The organism is Candidatus Roseilinea sp. NK_OTU-006, from assembly GCF_012931985.1.
Taxonomy (GTDB): Bacteria; Chloroflexota; Anaerolineae; order J036; family Brachytrichaceae; genus JAAFGM01.
The window spans coordinates 1-16,332 of record NZ_JAAFGM010000014.1 but is presented as its reverse complement, the minus strand read 5'-3'; the positions used below and the strand labels follow the sequence as shown (position 1 = coordinate 16,332).

At 64.2% G+C, this 16,332-nt stretch carries 14 protein-coding genes; 6 read left to right on the top strand and 8 right to left on the bottom strand.

All coding sequences use genetic code 11. The features are described 5' to 3' along the window. The first annotated feature begins 127 nt into the window (after positions 1 to 127). Positions 128 to 1,081 carry an RluA family pseudouridine synthase gene (locus tag GXH28_RS09070; protein WP_169238711.1) on the top strand — a complete coding sequence of 318 codons (954 nt, stop codon included), beginning with the start codon at positions 128 to 130 and terminating at the stop codon, positions 1,079 to 1,081. On the opposite strand, the gene GXH28_RS09065 is transcribed toward GXH28_RS09070, so the two are convergent. Next, complete coding sequence (locus GXH28_RS09065; protein ID WP_169238710.1) at positions 1,053 to 1,634, bottom strand: ANTAR domain-containing response regulator; 582 nt, start codon at positions 1,632 to 1,634, stop codon at positions 1,053 to 1,055. The two genes, GXH28_RS09070 and GXH28_RS09065, sit on opposite strands and share 29 nt — an antisense overlap. A gap of 110 nt (positions 1,635 to 1,744) precedes the next feature. Here GXH28_RS09065 and GXH28_RS09060 point away from each other — a divergent pair, with 110 nt between their 5' ends. Then, complete coding sequence (locus tag GXH28_RS09060; protein WP_169238709.1) at positions 1,745 to 2,908, top strand: glycosyltransferase family 2 protein; 1,164 nt, start codon at positions 1,745 to 1,747, stop codon at positions 2,906 to 2,908. A gap of 87 nt (positions 2,909 to 2,995) precedes the next feature. On the opposite strand, the gene GXH28_RS09055 is transcribed toward GXH28_RS09060, so the two are convergent. The 4 genes from GXH28_RS09055 to npdG are packed head-to-tail and all read right to left on the bottom strand — an operon-like array spanning position 2,996 to position 5,643. Beyond that, a complete protein-coding gene (locus GXH28_RS09055; protein ID WP_169238708.1) occupies positions 2,996 to 3,586 on the bottom strand; it encodes a thioredoxin family protein in 591 nt (196 codons plus the stop codon). A 16-nt stretch (positions 3,587 to 3,602) separates the two neighbouring features. Further along, entirely contained in the window at positions 3,603 to 4,196 is a 594-nt protein-coding gene (locus GXH28_RS09050) for a nitroreductase family protein (protein WP_169238707.1), read from the bottom strand. A gap of 7 nt (positions 4,197 to 4,203) precedes the next feature. Further along, the gene (gene cofE / locus GXH28_RS09045; RefSeq protein ID WP_169238706.1) at positions 4,204 to 4,962 is read right to left on the bottom strand and encodes a coenzyme F420-0:L-glutamate ligase; all 759 of its coding nucleotides are present in this window, start codon (positions 4,960 to 4,962) and stop codon (positions 4,204 to 4,206) included. Positions 4,963 to 4,995: 33 nt separating this feature from the next. Continuing rightward, complete coding sequence (gene npdG, locus GXH28_RS09040) at positions 4,996 to 5,643, bottom strand: NADPH-dependent F420 reductase (protein WP_169238705.1); 648 nt, start codon at positions 5,641 to 5,643, stop codon at positions 4,996 to 4,998. On the opposite strand from npdG, the gene GXH28_RS09035 reads away from it, so the two are divergent. Next, on the top strand, positions 5,642 to 6,547 hold the full coding sequence (locus tag GXH28_RS09035; protein WP_240550299.1) for a sulfurtransferase: 906 nt from the start codon (positions 5,642 to 5,644) through the stop codon (positions 6,545 to 6,547). The genes npdG and GXH28_RS09035 overlap by 2 nt on opposite strands. 9 nt (positions 6,548 to 6,556) lie before the next feature. Here the strand turns inward: GXH28_RS09035 and GXH28_RS09030 are convergent, their stop codons facing one another. Both GXH28_RS09030 and GXH28_RS09025 read right to left on the bottom strand, forming a co-directional pair. After that, positions 6,557 to 6,928 (bottom strand): DUF2237 family protein, encoded by a 372-nt coding sequence (locus GXH28_RS09030; protein ID WP_169238704.1) that lies wholly within the window; start codon positions 6,926 to 6,928, stop codon positions 6,557 to 6,559. A 29-nt stretch (positions 6,929 to 6,957) separates the two neighbouring features. Then, a complete protein-coding gene (locus tag GXH28_RS09025; RefSeq protein WP_169238703.1) occupies positions 6,958 to 9,606 on the bottom strand; it encodes a GH116 family glycosyl-hydrolase in 2,649 nt (882 codons plus the stop codon). A gap of 446 nt (positions 9,607 to 10,052) precedes the next feature. Between GXH28_RS09025 and gyrB the strand changes: the two genes are divergently transcribed. The 3 genes from gyrB to pckA are packed head-to-tail and all read left to right on the top strand — an operon-like array spanning position 10,053 to position 14,384. After that, a complete protein-coding gene (gene gyrB, locus GXH28_RS09020; RefSeq protein WP_169238702.1) occupies positions 10,053 to 12,029 on the top strand; it encodes a DNA topoisomerase (ATP-hydrolyzing) subunit B in 1,977 nt (658 codons plus the stop codon). Between the two features lie 53 nt (positions 12,030 to 12,082). Beyond that, positions 12,083 to 12,754 carry a Uma2 family endonuclease gene (locus GXH28_RS09015; protein ID WP_169238701.1) on the top strand — a complete coding sequence of 224 codons (672 nt, stop codon included), beginning with the start codon at positions 12,083 to 12,085 and terminating at the stop codon, positions 12,752 to 12,754. Positions 12,755 to 12,773: 19 nt separating this feature from the next. Next, positions 12,774 to 14,384 carry a phosphoenolpyruvate carboxykinase (ATP) gene (pckA, locus tag GXH28_RS09010; protein ID WP_169238700.1) on the top strand — a complete coding sequence of 537 codons (1,611 nt, stop codon included), beginning with the start codon at positions 12,774 to 12,776 and terminating at the stop codon, positions 14,382 to 14,384. A 100-nt stretch (positions 14,385 to 14,484) separates the two neighbouring features. Here the strand turns inward: pckA and GXH28_RS09005 are convergent, their stop codons facing one another. Further along, positions 14,485 to 15,969, bottom strand: a complete 1,485-nt coding sequence (locus tag GXH28_RS09005) for a cryptochrome/photolyase family protein (protein ID WP_169238699.1) — start codon at positions 15,967 to 15,969, stop codon at positions 14,485 to 14,487. Positions 15,970 to 16,332: the final 363 nt, after the last annotated feature.

The following is a 16,332-nucleotide window of genomic DNA, read 5'->3' as shown; positions in this document are numbered from 1 at the left end:
ATCGCGGAGCGGCGGGCGTTTCGCTTTTGCGCATTCTTCCTTCACCGTGGCGCGCGGTGGCCTCGTCGCCGATGACCTGAACGCGTTCGCGCAGAAAGTTTGACCGGCGGCGCGTATGATAGGCGATGTGACCGTGGGCCTCATCACGCTGACTGCGACGCAAGCGGATCGCCTGGACAAAGCCATCGCTGCACTCCTGCCGGAGCTCAGCCGGAGCGCAGCGCAGCGCCTGATCGCGCAGGGGCGTGTTCAGGTGGACGGCGTCGCCCACGATGCCGACTATCGGGTTCAGCCGGGGCAGACGATAACGGTGGATTTGCCGGCGCCGCCGCCGGAAGCGCCCCAGGCCGAGCCTATCCCCCTCGACGTTCTCTACGAGGACGCAAGCGTGATCGCGATCAACAAGCCGGCCGGCATCGCAGCGCATCCTGCGCCCGGCAACCTCAGCGGGACGGTGGTGAACGCCGTGCTGTTCTACGCGCCCGAAGTGCAGCGGGTGGGCGACGCGCGTCGCCCCGGCATCGTTCATCGGCTCGACAAAGAAACCAGCGGCGTGTTGTTGATCGCTCGCCATGAGGCTGCGCTACACGCGTTGCAGTCGCAGTTCAAAGCGCGCGCCATCCAGAAGACGTATTTAGCCTTGTGTGTGGGTCACGTCCGCCCCGAGCACGGTGTGATTCACCGTCCGATTGCGCGTGACCCCGCCCATCGCCGACGCATGGCGATCGTTCCCGGCGGTCGCGAAGCCGTGACGGAGTACAGCGTGGTCGAGGTATTCGCGCCGGATGAGACGACCGATCTGCGCTACGCGCTGGTGCGCGCGCATCCGCTGACCGGGCGCACGCACCAGTTGCGCGTGCATTTCGCCTCGATCGGCCATCCCATTGTGGGAGACGCGCTGTATGGGCTGCGCAAGGATGCACTCACGCGCCGGCTGAAGCCACGCCACATGCTGCACGCGAGCGAACTCACTTTCGTCTCACCGGCTTCAGGACGCGAGGTGAGGCTGCGCGCGCCGCTGCCGTCGGACATGCAGCGCGTGTTGGAGGAACTCAGCCCTCTTTCATCGCGCGATCAATGATTTCTTGAGCGACCTTGCTCATCGTCGTGCGGCGCGAGCGCGCGGTCATTTGGATGTGGTGATAGGCTTCTTCTTCGCCCATGCCGCCCTTCATCAAGATGCCCTTGGCGCGTTCGATCAGCTTGCGCGCCGTGAGTTTCTCTTCCAGCTCATCTACCTTCGCGCTCAGGTTGCGGCGCTCGTTGAAGGTGGCGATGGCAACGCGCATAGTGCTGAGCAGGTCGTCGCGCTTGACCGGCTTGATCAGATAGCCCTGGACGGGCAGTTCCGTCGCCCGGTCGAGCAGTGCCTTTTCGTTATAGGCGGTGAGGATAATGATGGGGATCGGCCGTTGCTTGAGGATCTCTGCAGCCACCTCCAGGCCGTCACGGAACGGCATGCGCACGTCGAGCAACGCGATGTCCGGCTGTTCGCGGTGCGCCAGGGTGACGGCTTCCACACCATCGGCGGCGCTGTAGACCGTGTGACCCAGCTCCGTCAGTATGGCGCGCAGCCCCATGCGGATGATGGATTCGTCGTCTGCAATCAGTACGCGAAGGTGATTATTGCTCATTGATGAAAACTCCAGATCGGACGACCGGCGGACGCGCGGCGGCAATGACCAAGTTTGTTCTAGGCTCTCATCCTGGAGGACGACGGGGATTATACTTTCGTCGCGTCCGAATGTGGCCGTTCATCCTGGCCGCCTGCCTCGGCGGCTGTGTCATCCTGCTCATCGCCCGCGATGTCTGGCGCATCCGCCGGTTGCCGGCCTTGGACAGCGATGTGGTGTCCCCAGTCACGACGCGCATCTCCGTGATCATCCCGGCGCGCAACGAGGAGCGCAACATCGCGCGTTGTCTGGATGGCGCGCTTGACCAGCGCTATCCTCCGCGCGAGGTGATCGTCGTGGATGATGGCTCAACGGACGCGACGCCGCGCATCCTGCGCGAGTACGAGGCGCGCTTCGCCGGCCGGCTGCGCGTGATTCGCGGGCGCCCTTTGCCGCCGGGCTGGGTGGGCAAGTGCAACGCCTGTCTGCACGGGGCGCAGCACGCGGACGGCGAGTGGTTGCTCTTCCTGGATGCCGACACTGCGCCGCAACCCACGCTGCTCGGCGCGCTGATGGCGTTCGTCGAACACAACCAGCTCGATGTGGCCAGCGTCTTCCCCTTCAACGAGTTGGTCACCTGGTCCGAACGACTAGTATTGCCGATCTTCTATCAATTCGCGCTCACCGCCTTCCCGTTGCAGAAGAACCTTTCGGTGGAAGCGCCGGCCGGCGCCGTCATCGCCAATGGTCAGTGCCTGATTGTGCGGTCGTCGGCGTATTGGTCGGTGGGTGGGCACGCGGCGGTGAAGGACAAAGTGCTCGAAGACATCGAACTTGCGCAAGCGCTGCGGCGAGCCGGTTATCGCGTTGGGCTGGCGACGGCGTTCGGCCAGTTGCGCGTGCGCATGTATCGTGGCCTGGGTGAGGTGGTTCAAGGTCTGGGCAAACATGCCGCCGCAGGCCGTCGCGCCAGTGGTTGGCGCGCGTTCTGGGCGGTGTTGCGCATGTCGCTGACGTTGCTGACCCCTTGGCCGCTGTTGGCCGTTTGCCTCGCGCAGGCAATCGCGCAACCAGCGACGCCGTACGCCTGGCTCGCGCTGGCCGTCGCCGCCTGGGCTGGGTTGACCGTGCTCGGCTTCTGGGCCGTTCGCTATCGTCGCTGGTATGCGCTGCCGGCTTGGACGGCGTTGCTGGCGCCGGTTGGCTGGCTCATCTACTTAGCGATCGTCGTGCGCGGGACGTTGCAGGTGTTCTTCAAGCGCGGGGTGACCTGGAAGGAGCGCGTCTACTCGTAGCGTCGGTGGGCCCGGCGCCGGCGCCCCCCAAATTGCAGCCACGCAGCGAAACCGGCCGACGGTGACGCCTCCGGCGTGCGGTTGACCTCATGCACGGGGCACGAGGTCGCAAGCTTCGGGCGGCATCCAGTGCGCCTCGCGGCCTTCCCACTTGATGTTGCAGCCGATTGGGTTGGTGATGGGCACGCGCACGGGACGGCCAGCTAAATGGTCTTCGAGCGCATTGGCCAGGTCGTTCACCGTGCTCTTTTCGGCCTCACGCGGGTTGTCTACGCCGCGGCCCGTGTAGATGAGTCGGCGCGCTTTGTCGAACACGTAGAAGTGCGGTGTGCGAAGCGCCCCATAGGCCAGCGCCACCTGTTGTGATTTGTCGCGCAGATACACCCAGGGAAACTTGTGTTCCTCCATCCGCTTCACCATGTGCTCGAAGCTGTCCTCGGCATAGGTGTTCTCGCTGTTCGAATTGATGGCGACGAAGCGCACGCCCTGCGGCATGAAGCGCAGCGCCGTCTGGCGCGTCACCTCGTCCGAGCCTTTGACGTAGGGACAATGGTTGCAGGTGAAAAAGATGACGAGCGCCGGCGCATCGTCGAAATCGGACAGGCGGTAAGTCTTCCCATCGGTCGCGGGGAGTTCGAAGTCCGGGGCCTTTTCGCCCAACTGAAGTGTGAATGCCATGCCTTGCCTCCAAACATCAATTATCCAACCAGATTGTCACTTCCTCCACCCGACGTCGGTCGCGCGGTTTGCCGGCATCGGCAGGGTAGCCGAGCGTGATCAACGCCTGCGGCTCCCAGTCGCTTGGTAAGCCTAGCGTCTGAACAACCGCCTGAGGGCAAAACAGCGGCGCGCACATCCAGCACGCCCCGAGGCCCAGATCGGTTGCGGTGAGCAGGATGTTTTGCAGCGCTGCGGCGACGGCCTGTCCGGCCATCCAGCGCTCGGCGGCGTTGCGTCGGTCGTCGGGATACACATCCATATCGCGCAGCGTCATGCACGCGAGGATGCAGACCGGCGCCGATGCGATGCGCTGATATGAGCGCGACACATCGCGCGCGATCAGCTCCGGCGCGACGCCGTCGCGCGCCAAGTCCTCACGCAGCCGCTCGCCCATCATAGTCGCAAGCCGGACGCGCGCGGCGCCGGCTAGCACGGCGAATCGCCAGGGCTGGCGGTTGTGCGGCGAGGGCGCGCGCGTGGCCGCCTCCAGCAGCGCAATCACCGCTTCGCGCGACACCGGCCGGTCGGTGTAGCTGCGGATCATGCGGCGCTTGGCGATGGCGTTCATGCCGTGCTCAGTGATACAGGTCGAGATGCGCCGGCCGGATGATCTCGGCGGCGCTGCCCTCTCGCGGCGCAAAGCGTACACCGCGCACCAGCACCGCCGGTGTGCCTTCGGCCGCCTGGCCCATCACCAACGTCGCTGCGCTGGCCACCATATCGGCTAAGCCGATCTCGGTGTGCTGGAGCCGGTAGCCGAATAAGTCTTCGCGCCCGCGCCAGTCTTCTACGCCGGGCATGCCGGCCACACCGACGGCAACGCCAACGGTGCCCAGGCGATGCGGCCGGCCGTGGCTGTCGCAGATCACCACCGGGATTGCGCACCCAAAAGCTGCGCCAAGCCGCTCGGCGATGCGGCGGGCGCTCGCGTCGGGATCATCCGGCATGAGCAGCACCACGTCGGGGTCAGGCGACACGTTGGAATGGTCAATCGCCGCGTTGGCCGAGACGAAGCCAAGCCGGTGGCGCGTGACCAGCACGTTGGGCGCCACGCGCGACACCTCCGACGATTCACGCAGGATCACCTCAACCAGGCGCGGGTCTTTCTGAGCGATTGTCGCAAGCTCAATGGCGCGCGCCGAGGGCGTCACTTCGCGCAGGTTGACGAAGCGCCCCTCGGCCTTGGCCACCACCTTGGACGTGACCACCAGCACATCGCCGGCCTGGGGGCGGAGCGGCGCAATGGCGGTTGCGAGCAGCGCGGCCAGGTCGTCGCCGGGCCGAACGATCGGTAAGCCGGCGACCGGGAAGAGCTGCAAGGTGGGGCGGGTCACGCGAGATGCCTTCCTCGGCGCGCTGCGCGGGGCCTAGGCGCCGGTGATGCGGATGCCGGCGCCCTTGACCTTGTGGCGCTTGTTGATGCCGAGCAAGATTGGGGTCAGGCCCTCGACGACGACGGCGTTGTCGAGCGGGCCGGCATCCCAGGCCTTCATGCCGGCATCGGCGACCAACTGCATGACGATGCGTTTGGCGGCATCATCGTCGCCGCACACCAGTACGTCGCAGTCAATCACGGCATCGAGCTTCTTCAGATGCGTCGCCGAGATGTTCTGGAAGGCTGTCACTACCTTGACGCCCTGGCCGAGGATGGCTTGCGCCTCCTTTGAGGCTGAGCCGCCCGGCGGCACAGCGACTCGTGTGAAGTCGTCTGGGTTGATCGGCACGGTCACGTCCACCAGCACCTTGCCCTGAACGGCGTCTTTCACGTTCGCCAGGGTGTCTTTGTGGGCGGCATACGGCACGGTAAGCACGACGATTTCCGCATCGCGCGCGGCGCCGGCGTTGTCGGCGCCGCGGATGCGCCCGGCGCCGAGCGCCAGGTTCAACTCCTCGGCGACGCGGCGCGCTTTCTCGGCATCGCGCGAGCCGATGATCACCTCGTGTCCGGCGTGCGCCCAACGCAGGGCCAGCCCTGACCCTTCCTTGCCGGTGCCGCCTAAAACTGCGATCCTCATGATCCTCCTTGTTATCACGTTTGGGTTCGAATATCCAGGCGTAGATAATACCGCCATGGCCGAACATCCGCTCGTCACCACCGACTGGCTACACGCACACCTGCGCGACGATCATCTCCGCATCGTGGACATTCGCGGCCACGTCCTGCCGCCCAACGAGCCGCCGCCGCATTACTTCAACCACTATGGCGACTACCTCAAGGGGCACATCCCCGGCGCCGTCTTTGTGGACTGGGTGCATGAGATTACCGACCCGGATGACCCGCGCCACGCGCGCATCGCGCCGCCGGAGCGCTTCGCCGCAGTGATGCGCCGATGCGGCATCGGCGACGACACGTTTGTGGTGGCATACGATGATGCCGCCGGCATGTTCGCCGCGCGGCTGTGGTGGGCGTTGAACTATTACGGTCACGCGAACGTGGCCGTGCTGGATGGCGGTTGGAACAAATGGATCGCAGAGGGACGCCCGATCTCGGCGATGATCCCGGAGGTCGCGCCAGCCGACTTTACACCGCGCCCGCAGCCGGCTTGGATTCGCACCGGCGATCAGGTGATGGCGGCGCTCGGTGCGCCGGTCAAACTGGTGGACGTGCGCTCTTCACAGGAGTTCAGTGGCGAGCAGTCGCGCGCTAAGCGGTTTGGCCATATCCCCGGCGCAGTGAATGTGCCCAGGGCTTCGCTCGTGGCACCGGACGGCACGCTGTTGCCGCCGGAGTTGCTGCGCGAGAAGTTCGCGCAGGTTGGCATAGATGGGCGCACGCCAGAGATCGTGACATATTGCAACGCCGGCGTGAGCGCGTCGCTGGGCTTGCTAGCGCTGCGCGTCGCCGGCTTCGCCAATAGCGCCGTCTATGATGGTTCTTGGAAGGATTGGGGCAACGATGATCGCCGGCCGATCGCGTAAGCCCGTCGCTCACGCGCGGTCCAGGGCGTACTCCTTCAGCACGTCCAGGTCCACAAACTCCAGCGCGGAAATGTGGGTGGCTTCCAGGTCCACCAGCGGCGCGCAGCCGGCTTCATAGGCCTCGATCCAGCGCGATACGCACACGCACCAGCGGTCGCCCGGTTTCAGGCCGGGGAATGCGAACTCGGGCCGCGGCGTGATCAGGTCGTTGCCCATGGCGCGCGAGAACTCCAAGAACTCGCGCGTCATTTGCGCGCATACCAGGTGCAGGCCGACATCGCCCGGGCCGGTGTTGCAGCAACCATCGCGATACCAGCCGGTCATCGGCGCGGTGCTACATGGCTTCAGTTCGCCTCCTAGCACGTTTCTTGCTCGGATCATGTTCACCTCGTCGGGCTGTAGGTTACAAGTTACAGGTTGGTGGTTGATGAGACGGCGATGGGTGTTGCTTCATGATGGTCGAACGCGGCTTCGCCGAAGCCGCGCAGCACGAACCGATGAAGTTTGACGTTGCCGCCGAGGATCTCCAGGGTCACGTTGGCCTCGGCGCGGTGCTTCGCCAGCCGGATGGTGCATGTGCCCCAGGCGTGGCCGGTGGACCAGAAGTGCGTGCCCTCGATCGGGTCGAACGTCATCACGCCGTCAACGGCGGAGTAGTGGAAGCCGGTCCAGGCCAGGACGGCGGCCCAGCTCGCCATCGCCCGCGCGTAGTGATGCCCGCATTCGGCTTCGTCGAAGGGGTTGCGCTTCGCGCCGTCATAGCGGGCGCGGATGGCGGCGATCACTTTCAGGCCGTTCTCGATCTGCCTTTCGTAGAGCATGCCGACGGCCGCCGTGTACTCGAAGCCGGTCATCACTTCGTTGAAGTAGGGGAAGGGGCGTTTCGGCCGGCGTCCCTTCGGATAAGTCGCCATCAGCAGCGCCGATTCGTCGCCCAGCACGAAGCTGCGCAGGTGATTGAAGTGATCGTGGAAGCTACGTCGGAAGTTGTACTTCATGATCGCGCGCAGCGCCTTGCGCACGTGGCGGGGATCGAGCAAATAACCGAGGCCGCAGACGTGGGCGAAGTATTGGCCGACCAGTTGATCCACCAAGCAGCCGGCGCCGAGTTGGAGTTCTGGCTCCTGCGGCGTTGCCGCGCCCATACCGGCGCGCAGTCCCTCGAGGATCAGGTCGCCCGGCTGCGGCGGCCGGATCTCATGCTCGTAGTACTCACCGTTAAACAAATGTGCGTCCATCCATGCCCGGCCCTGCTCGAACAGCCGGCGGCATTTGTCGGCGAAGGCGATCAGGCCTTCGGGCGTGTCGCGCATCGCATCGCTCCCGACTTCCGGCTCGCGACTCACTTCGCCAGAGGGAAGTGGTGAATCGTGAGTTGGATGTTCGGCCAGATAGCGCGCCATCGCTTCCATCGCCCGCAACGCGCCGAGATACCACGTGCCCATCTGCGGATTCGGGCCGTAGTACTCCACGTCCATCGTGTTGTGTTGGCAGCCTTCCATCACGCCGTCTTCGTCGGCGTCCCAGCCGCCCGGCCGCCAGCAGAACTCCAGCGCGCGTCGCGCTTGCGGCCACAGCGCGCGTAAGAAGTCGTCATCGCCGCTCAGTTGCCATTCGCGGTACAGCTTCATCAGGCAACCCATTTGCCCATCGGCAGCGGCATGAATCCACGTCGTCGCGCGGTCGAGCGGCAGATCGGCGCGGAAGCACATCAGCCCATCGCTGCGCGTGGCACGCTTGAACTCCACCTCGCGCATCGTCTTGGCCAGATCGCCGAAGAGGAAAGCGGTTGCCTGCTCGTAATTCCATACGTGCGTACAACTGCCGAAGCAGCAGCCGGCTTTGTCGCCGCAGCCTTCCCAGCCCATCAAGTGGCCGCTCTCGATGCGGAACGCGGTCTGCGAGCGAAGTGTGCTGAGGTTGTAGAGCGCGGCTTCCTTGATCGGCGCCGGCAGGTCGCTTTGGACGAAGGCGTTGACGAAGGTCAACGTGTCATTTTCGAGCTCGGCGAGCTGGGCGGCCGTGCGCTCGACCACGTCCCACGCATCGGCGTATCGTGTGGCGTAGTAGTTGCCCACGCGGTCGGGTTGATCGCGCGTGCCGGCGCCATAGGTCAGCGACGGCTCGTTGCGCAAGCCCCAGCCACGCCGGTGAGGAAAGTGCCATGCCAGCAGGAACGTGATCGCACGCGTCTCGCCCGGCTTGAGGCTCAGCGTAACACACAGCGAACCGATAGGATGGTTGACCTCCGCTTGGCATTCCTCCAGCGCGCCATCAGCAGAGAAATCCTCCCAGTAATCGAGCAGGGAATCGCCCCAGCTCAGATCGGCCCACGTCGTACGATGGGTAATGCCACGCATCGTCAGCGCGACCAGCGCCAGCGTGCCCCATTGCTCGGCCGAGGGTTCAACCCCCTGCGAGTGCATAAACAGTCCGCAGCCGGTGGCGCGCTTAAGCGTGCGCATTTCGTTGACGTTGCGCGCGCCGCCTCGGTCGCCTGCGTTGATGCGGTGATCGGCGACGACGCTGCCATCCTGGCCGATGAAATTCTCCAGGTTGCCGCACACCGCTGCCACGACGCGCCGGTCGGTGCGATTCGTCAGCACAAAACGGAGGATGGCAACAGGGATGCCGCTGCGCTCGGCGTCACACGGGATGAACGGGTTGAACGCTTGCAGGCGCACCTTCACCGGCACATCAGGGTCGGACAACACGACCTGACCGAGCGGGTATGCGGCCTCGAACGCGCAGCGTCGGAAGCGCGGCAGGCCGTGGTTAGGGATCGGGCAGCCGAACGCGCCTTCATAGTCGCGCGGGTCAATCGCGCCCTCCAGGCAGCGCGCGACGCCCGGTTTGCCTGTGGCGCGCGCGTAGAGCGCGAAGAAAGTGTGCTTGGGGTTGAAGCCCTTGGCGGGGCGGTTGACCACTTCCCAGTCGCGTAGGTCGCCGCGACCGCCCAGGGCGACCGTGCCGGTGCCGATGCCGCCGATGGGCAGGGCGATGCGGGTGAGATGATCCTGATCGTAGCGGGTGAGGACGGGCCAGTTCAACTGCTGCATAGTGCTCTGGATGTTGGCACGGTCTGCCCTGGGCGCAAGTTGGGCGTTGTGTGCCTCCGACCGATGGGGCGTAGGAAGACGGCGCGAGCGCGCTTCGTGCCCGTCCTTTCGCGAAGCGATAAACGATCATTCGCGATGAGGTGGGTCTGGCGCAATGAGCGCTGCCGTTGCGCCTTCAAGCCGGCGTCATAGACATTCCACGGCGGCTGATGATGTGAACAGGGCTGCCGCCGGGGCTAGACGCCGCCGCGAAATAGCCAGGGGACATTCGCCAACGGGGCAGATGGAACAGACCTGCCCCGGCGTAAACGCCTGGGTAGTCCGCGTTCCTTGATTGTGAAATTCAGCCACGTACAGAGGAAACCACATGCTAGAATATATGTTCTGGGGAAGCTCTATAAACGCTGCGCTCTATCGCACACCTCACCGAATCGAAGCATATCTCTATGACAGACACAACTCCGGTTGCAACCAAGCAGGAATACGGCGCCGGTCAGATTCAGGTCCTCGAAGGCCTCGAAGCGATCCGCAAGCGGCCCGGCATGTATGTCGGCGGTACCGACAGCAAGGCCATGCACCACCTGGTCTACGAGGTGGTGGACAACAGCGTGGACGAAGTGCTGGCCGGCTATTGCGACCGCATCGAGATCACCATCCACAAAGACGAAAGCGTGACCGTGGAGGACAACGGCCGCGGCATCCCAACCGACATTCATCCCACCTTTCGCAACAAGGCCGGCGAGCGGGTGAGCACGCTGGAAGTGGTGATGACCAACCTGCACGCCGGCGGCAAGTTTGGCACGGGCGCCTACACGGTGTCCGGCGGCCTGCACGGCGTCGGCGTGAAGGCGGTGAACGCGCTGTCGAAGTGGCTGATTGCCGAGGTCAAACGCGACGGCAAGGTCTATCGCCAGTCGTATAAGGAAGGGCGACCTACTAGCCCGGTTGAGGTAGTCGGCAAGACGAGGGAGAAGGACACCGGCACGAAAGTCACCTTTCTGCGCGACGACACGATCTTCACCGAGGACAACAGCTACAAGTTCGATGTGCTGGCGCAGCGCTTCCGCGAGATGGCGTTTATCACTCGCGGGGTGACGATCGTGTTCCGCGACGAACGTGAGGATCGCGAGATGACCTTCTACTTCGAGGACGGCATCAGCGCGTTCGTCCGTTACCTCAACCGCAACAAAGAGCCGCTGCATCCGGTCATCGCCGGAGAGAAGAAAGTGGGCAACATCGGCGTCGAGTTTGCGATGCAATATACCGACGCTACAGCCCAGAGCGAGTTCTACTTCGCCAACACCATCAACACGCCAGACGGCGGGACGCACCAGACCGGCTTCCGCAGCGCGTTGACCCGCAGCCTGAACGACTATGCGCGCAAGGCCAACATCCTGAAGGAGAAAGACCCCAACCTCGACAGCCGCGACACGCTCGAGGGCCTGACGGCCATCGTCAGCATCAAGCATCCCGAACCGCAGTTCGAGAGCCAAACCAAAGTCAAACTGATGAACACCGACGCCAAGACGGCCGTCGAGCAAGTCGTGCGCGAGGCGCTGACGGAGTTTCTGGAGCAGAACCCGCGCGAAGCGAAAGCCATCATTGAGAAATGTCTGATCTCGCAGCGCGCGCGCGAAGCGGCCAAAGCTGCCGCCGAGCTGGTCAAGCGCAAGAGCGCGCTGGAGAGCGGCACGCTGCCCGGCAAGCTGGCCGATTGCTCCGAGCGCGACCCGGCCAAGTGCGAGCTGTTCGTGGTTGAGGGCGACAGCGCTGGCGGTTCGGCCAAGCAAGGCCGCGACCGGCACTTCCAGGCAATCCTGCCGCTATTCGGCAAGATCATGAACACCGAGCGCGCCCGCCTGGACAAAATCCTGCAGTCGGACGCGATCAAAGCGTTGATCAGCGCCATCGGCACCGGCGTGGGCGACCAGTTCAACCTGGACAACCGGCGCTACGACCGCATCGTGTTGATGACCGACGCGGATGTGGACGGCAGCCACATTCGCACGTTGCTGCTGACCTTCTTCTTCCGCTACATGCAGCCGCTGGTCGAGCATGGCCATGTCTATATCGCCCAACCGCCGCTGTTCCGCATCGAGGTGAAGAAGGGCAACAAGGAAGTGCGCTACGTCTACAGCGTCGAAGAGCGCGACAAGGTCTATGCTGAGCTGAGGCAACGCGGCCTCGACGTGAGCAAGCCGACCGAGGTCGTCACCCAGCGCTACAAGGGGTTGGGCGAGATGAATCCAGAGCAATTGTGGGAGACGACCATGGATCCGCAGCGGCGCACCATGCTCCGGGTGACGGTCGAAGATGCTGCCGAGGCGGATCGCACCTTCGACATGCTGATGGGCAACGCCGTGCCGCCGCGCCGCGCGTTCATCACCCGTCACGCGCGCGAGGTGCAAAACCTGGACATCTAAACTCAACGCGCATGGGCGAGCGAGGATACGCTCGCCCGTGCTTTTGAAAGGCGATGACGGCTACCGAGCGATCATCCGATGATCTGCTGTATGCGGTGCTGCGTTCACCGCGCCTCGTCCAGTTGCGCGACCGGATCGCCGCGACGCTGGAGGAGGAGCAGGTCCGGCGCGAGCAGTTCTACGAGACCGTGCGCGAGGATCAAAAGGCCGAGTTCATCAACGGAGAAGTCATCGTGCACTCGCCAGCTCAGTTTCACCATACGCGAACAGTGACGCATCTGATTCGTCTGCTATCAGCGTTTGTCGAGGCGCGTGGGATGGGCATAACTGGCACAGAGAAGATGATGATCTCGCTCTCGCGCAACGACTACGAACCCGACATCTGCTACTTTGCCGAGGCCAAGGCGCGACTGTTCACCGGCGACCAAACGCGCTTCCCGGCGCCTGATCTGATCGTCGAGGTGCTGTCGCCCAGCACCGAGCAAATAGACCGGACGATCAAGTTCGAGGACTACGCCGCGCACGGCGTGACCGAATACTGGCTGGTCGAGCCGGAGACCGAGACGGTGGAGCAGTATGTGCTTTCGCAGGGCCGCTATGAACTGGCGATGAAATCGCGCACGGGGACGCTGGCCAGCATCGCGATCCCCGGCTTCGAGATCCCCGTGCGGGCGATCTTCGACAAAGCAGAGAATCTCAAGGCGCTCAGGAGCATCCTCTCCTGAATGTGCAGAACTTGCAGCCATGATCCACAGCAAAAACGGCATCCATGCGATCGGCCTGACCGGCATCCGGCAGACATGGAATCCCTCGCCGGCGCGCACGATCGAAATCGCAATCTGTCGCGGGGAAGGACAGTTGACGGCCGGCGGCGCCTTCCTCGCGGTCACCAGCCCCTTCACCGGCCGTTCGCCCCAGGACAAGTTCGTCGTTCGCGAGCCGTCCAGCGCGGACAAGATCTGGTGGGGCAAGGTGAATCAACCCCTCGATCCCGACAAATTTGAAGTGCTCGCGCAGGATGTGAAGGCTTACCTGAACACGAAGGAGCTGTTCATCCGCGACGTGTATGCCGGCGCCGATCCTGCCTACCGACTCAACGTGCGCTTGATCTCGGAGAGCGCCTGGCATACCTTGTTCGCATACAACCAGTTCATCCGACCGTATCCGGCTGACCTGGCCGACTTCGAGCCGAGTTTCACCATCTTGCACGCGCCGGAGTTTCATCCCGATCCGCAGCGGCACGGCACGCGCAAACCTGCCGGCGGCCCGACGGCGGTCATCGCCCTGAACTTCGCGCAGCGCCTGGTGATCATCGCCGGCACGCGCTACGCCGGTGAGATCAAGAAGAGCATCTTCACGGCGATGAACTATCTGCTGCCGTTGCAGGGCGTCTTCCCGATGCACTGTGCGGCGAACGTCGGCCCGGCCGGCGATACGGCGCTGTTCTTCGGGCTGAGCGGCACGGGCAAGACGACCCTTTCCGCCGACCACAATCGTTCCCTCATCGGCGACGATGAGCACGGCTGGAGCGACGCCGGCGTGTTCAACTTCGAGGGCGGTTGTTATGCGAAAGTGATTCGCTTGTCCAAGGAGGCCGAGCCGGAGATCTACGCTACGCTCAGTCAGTTCGGCACGGTGCTGGAGAACGTGGTCATGGATCCGGACACGCACCAGCTTGACTTAGACAGTGAGGAGATCACCGAGAACACGCGCGCGGCGTATCCGATCCACTTCATCCCCAATTTTGTGGCGACCGGCACAGCCGGCCATCCGCGCAACATCCTGTTCCTAACTGCCGATGCGTTCGGCGTGCTGCCGCCCATCAGCAAGTTGACACTCGAACAGGCAGTGTATTTCTTCCTCTCCGGTTACACCGCCAAACTGGCCGGCACCGAGCGCGGCGTGACCGAGCCGCAGGCCACGTTCAGCACTTGCTTCGGCGCGCCGTTCATGGTTCACTTCCCGACCCTCTACGCCGAGATGTTGGCCGAACGGCTCAATCGGCACAAGTGCACGGTGTGGCTGGTGAACACCGGCTGGAGCGGCGGGCCGTATGGCGTGGGCCACCGCATAAAAATCGCCTACACACGCGCGATGGTGACCGCCGCGCTGGACGGCACGCTGGCCGCAGTGCCGACCCGCCCCGACCCGGTGTTCGGTATCCACGTCCCGGAGCATTGTCCCGGCGTGCCCAGCGACGTGTTGCAACCGCGCAACACCTGGACGGACAAGGCGGCCTACGATGTCAAGGCGCGCGAGCTGGCTGCGAAGTTCGTCGAGAATTTCGCACAATTCGAGGCTCAGGTCAGCCCCACTGTCGCCGAAGCCGGTCCGCGCGTGAGAGGGGGCGCATGATGTAAAGTGCTGCGCTGCCCCGGCGCCGCCCCTGGAGACGAATCGTCGTGCTAAGCGGATGATCGGACGGATGCGGCAGCGCGGGCTGGGACAGCACCCATCATGAGCCAGATTTGACCGCCTTGAAGCGGCGCAGGATCTCTTCCTTCTGCGTGGCGTGATCTACGATCGGCGCGGGGTAGTCCCGGCCGATGACACAGCCGGCCTGCGCCTGCACCAATGGCGGCATGGACGCCGGCGCGTGGATGTATTCCAGCGGCACGCGCGCCAGCTCCGGCAACCAGCGCTTGATGTAAGCGCCGTCGGGGTCGAAGCGCTCGCTTTGCAGTTTAGGATTGAAAATGCGGAAATATGGTTGGGCGTCGGTGCCGGTGCTGGCCGCCCACTGCCAGCCGCCGTTGTTGGATGCCGGGTCGCCATCCACCAGCTTGCGCATGAAGTAGCGCTCACCCAGGCGCCAGTCCAGCAGCAGGTCCTTGGTCAGGAAAGACGCGACGATCATCCGGGTGCGGTTGTGCATCCAGCCGGTCCGGTTGAGCTGGCGCATCGCTGCGTCCACGATCGGATATCCGGTGCGCCCTTCGCACCATGCCGCGAAGCGCGCCTCATCCAGCGCGGCGTCGCCGCTGCCCCAGCGCACGACGTCGTAGGCGCGGTTGAAGTTAGCGCGTTCGGCGTGAGGGAAGTGATACAGGATTTGCATGTAGAACTCGCGCCAGATCAACTCGCTGATCCATGCGTCTGCCCCTTCTTTCTTCACGTCGCTGGCCGCCGGCGAGAAGCTGCGTTTGGCCGGAAAGGCATAGCTGAGCGTCGAGAGGGCGACGGCATAGCACTGGCGCGGCGAGATCGTCCCGAAGCGCAGATGCGGCGACAACCGCGATGTGCCCTCTACGCCAGGGAAGTCACGCCGAGTCGAATACGCCTGCAACGCGCCGCTGTCTTTGAACTGCATCAGCAGACGCATGGCTTCCGGCTCGCCCCCTTGGGGGCCATCTTGTGTGTTGGTGAAGCCGAGTTCGGCAGCGGCGGGAATGTGAAAGATAGCGGCGGGAAGGTCAGGAAGCGGCGCTAATCGCCATTCTGCGCGCTCCGGCTGGATCGGCGTGATGCGCGAGAGCCAGGCTTTCTTGTAGGGGGTGAACACGGTGTAGGGCTGGCCAGAGGCGGTCAGCAGCTCGTCCTCCTCGAAGATCACCAAGTCCTTGAAGGATTCGACGCGCACGCCGGCCGATTGCAGCGCGGCAACCACCCGTTTGTCGCGTCGGCGGGCGGCCGGCGTGTAATCGCGGTTGAAATACAAGGCCGAGGCACCGGTGACCTGGGCCAGCCGAACCAGCTCGGTGGCCGGATCGCCGCGCAACACAACCAGTCGCGCGCCGCGCTGGCGCAGCCCGTCATCCAGCGCGCGCAGACTCTCCAGCATGAACTGCACGCGCACCGGCGCTACGTCGCGCCCCTTCAACAGGTTGTCATCCAGCACAAAAGTGGGGATGACCGCGCCCTCACTGTCGCGCGCGGCCGCGTTCAGCGCGGTGTTGTCGGCCAGCCGCAGATCGCGGCGGAACCAGTGAATAATCGGCATGAGAATGAGGATACCGCAACTTTGGCCGTCTTAAGCCCTCACAGGCCTTCCGGAGCGCCTGAGGCCATCGTCAGGCGCGCGATGCTGAGCGGCGGCAGCACCAACACGTTGTCCGGTTCGGGCGCGAGGCGGACAAACAGGGGATGTGGGGGGCAGCCACGTTGTCTCTTGTGCGTGCATCGCAGCGGCTCGATTGTGCGCCGGCGCAACCGCGCCAAGCGCGCCGGCGCGCCCACCTAATACCGCTTGCGGAGTCAAGGTGTGCTAAATAAACTTGGCGTATGAGAACAGGACGACCGCGACAACCGATTGAGATCGCTGAGAGCGTCGAGCAGTTGTATGCCCTGTATCGCCAGGAGAAGG

What these genes read in the sequence shown, in the direction of transcription:
- GXH28_RS09065 (WP_169238710.1), bottom strand. Translation starts at nt 1,634, where the DNA reads ATGAGCAATAATCACCTTCGCGTACTGATTGCAGACGACGAATCCATC.
- GXH28_RS09060 (WP_169238709.1), top strand. Translation starts at nt 1,745, where the DNA reads ATGTGGCCGTTCATCCTGGCCGCCTGCCTCGGCGGCTGTGTCATCCTG.
- GXH28_RS09055 (WP_169238708.1), bottom strand. Translation starts at nt 3,586, where the DNA reads ATGGCATTCACACTTCAGTTGGGCGAAAAGGCCCCGGACTTCGAACTC.
- GXH28_RS09050 (WP_169238707.1), bottom strand. Translation starts at nt 4,196, where the DNA reads ATGAACGCCATCGCCAAGCGCCGCATGATCCGCAGCTACACCGACCGG.
- GXH28_RS09035 (WP_240550299.1), top strand. Translation starts at nt 5,642, where the DNA reads ATGATCCTCCTTGTTATCACGTTTGGGTTCGAATATCCAGGCGTAGAT.
- npdG (WP_169238705.1), bottom strand. Translation starts at nt 5,643, where the DNA reads ATGAGGATCGCAGTTTTAGGCGGCACCGGCAAGGAAGGGTCAGGGCTG.
- GXH28_RS09030 (WP_169238704.1), bottom strand. Translation starts at nt 6,928, where the DNA reads ATGATCCGAGCAAGAAACGTGCTAGGAGGCGAACTGAAGCCATGTAGC.
- GXH28_RS09025 (WP_169238703.1), bottom strand. Translation starts at nt 9,606, where the DNA reads ATGCAGCAGTTGAACTGGCCCGTCCTCACCCGCTACGATCAGGATCAT.
- gyrB (WP_169238702.1), top strand. Translation starts at nt 10,053, where the DNA reads ATGACAGACACAACTCCGGTTGCAACCAAGCAGGAATACGGCGCCGGT.
- GXH28_RS09015 (WP_169238701.1), top strand. Translation starts at nt 12,083, where the DNA reads ATGACGGCTACCGAGCGATCATCCGATGATCTGCTGTATGCGGTGCTG.
- pckA (WP_169238700.1), top strand. Translation starts at nt 12,774, where the DNA reads ATGATCCACAGCAAAAACGGCATCCATGCGATCGGCCTGACCGGCATC.
- GXH28_RS09005 (WP_169238699.1), bottom strand. Translation starts at nt 15,969, where the DNA reads ATGCCGATTATTCACTGGTTCCGCCGCGATCTGCGGCTGGCCGACAAC.